Source organism: Candidatus Symbiopectobacterium sp. NZEC135 (assembly GCF_025962695.1).
Map to the genome: position 1 here is coordinate 1 of NZ_JAGFPF010000515.1, position 1,284 is coordinate 1,284.

The window sequence follows — 1,284 nt, forward strand, 5'->3', positions numbered from 1 at the left end:
AGGATGTGGCATTTGCGTTGGAGAAACTGTTGCTGCAACCGGTATTTGGCAATCAAATCTACAACCTGATCGATCCCGACCTTGAAATGCCTGCGGTACGCTAGTCTCCCAGTCCCACTGCTGTTTTTATTGCGTGTGCCGCTGTGACGGTGCACGCAATGCTTTCTCTTTGACAAACCCGCCTGCTCCCTTTCTCCTGGTCATCGTGTGCTGGGGCATCACGCTGTTGATTTATCGTCTGGACGGAATGTTATTTTTTCGTTAACGCCGATGCGACTATACTGACAGACAACGGCGTAGCATGGTGCGCGTCGATAAGGCGAATCCGGCGGCGAGGAGAGGAAGTATCCCGATGGATGAGATGAAACGTATTCTGAGTGATGACATCGAACGGCTTAATCGTAAAGAGAAGCGCGATAACAAAATCCGCTTTAATCCCGGCTTTATCCGTAAACACCCCTATCTGTTTGGCGGCATGTTGCTGTGCTATCTCCCGGTGATGTTGATTTTGGGGTTTGCCGACTATTTCGGTATCGGGTATGTGGTGGGGTTCACGCTGTTTGTGCTGGGCGTGTCACTGGGGCTGTCGTGCCATGTGAGTCCACGCTACCACTTTGACGATATTGACCAGATGGATTTGCGCGTTTGCTATAACGGTGAATGGTTTAATAAGCGCAGCATTTCGCAACAGGCGTATGCACAAATTCAGTCAAGCACGGAAGTTGCCCCCGAGGTCAAGCAGGGCGTTGAGCAGATTCAGCAGGCCAAGGGCAAAGTGACCTTTTTTGACGTGTATGCGCTGGTGTATCTGAAGTCGCCGGGTTCGGCGGTGTGACCAGACGTCAGTCTCGTGACAGTGTTTCGGCGGCATGGTAGGGTTCAAAAGGAACAGCGGTAACACTCCGCGTATTGAGAAGCAGGTAAGCACAACATGGATAAAAAGCCGTTATTGATTATTCAAATGGGCGTGCCGCCGCAGCCGATTGCCCAGGTGGTGGGTGAACAAAGTGATTGGTTCAGTGCAGCACTGGCCGCGCAGCCGCGTGAGCTGTTGTTGGTTCGCCCAGAGCGGGGGGAGCGCTTACCCCATCCTGACGCGGTAGCCGGGGCGGTGATCACTGGCTCCTGGTCGATGGTTACTGACAGGATAGACTGGAGCGAATCAACGGCGGCCTGGCTGCGTCAGGCGTACCATGCGCAGCTGCCCTTGCTGGGCGTGTGTTATGGACACCAACTGTTGGCGGATGTGCTTGGTGGGCTGGTTGCCGATAATCCCAAGGGCAA

2 protein-coding genes are annotated in these 1,284 nt (G+C 53.8%); both read left to right on the forward strand.

Annotated features, from left to right (window positions below; translation table 11 throughout):
• Positions 1-301: 301 nt before the first annotated feature.
• Positions 302-835, forward strand: a complete 534-nt coding sequence (locus J5224_RS28355; RefSeq protein ID WP_264628442.1) for a YlaC family protein — start codon at positions 302-304, stop codon at positions 833-835.
• 96 nt (positions 836-931) lie between these two features.
• Positions 932-1,284: glutamine amidotransferase-related protein (locus tag J5224_RS28360; protein WP_264628443.1), on the forward strand; the 353-nt coding region annotated here is incomplete at its 3' end.

Bases quoted from the DNA above. Each gene is read 5' to 3' on its own strand.
- J5224_RS28355 (WP_264628442.1), top strand. From the start codon at position 302: ATGGTGCGCGTCGATAAGGCGAATCCGGCGGCGAGGAGAGGAAGTATC.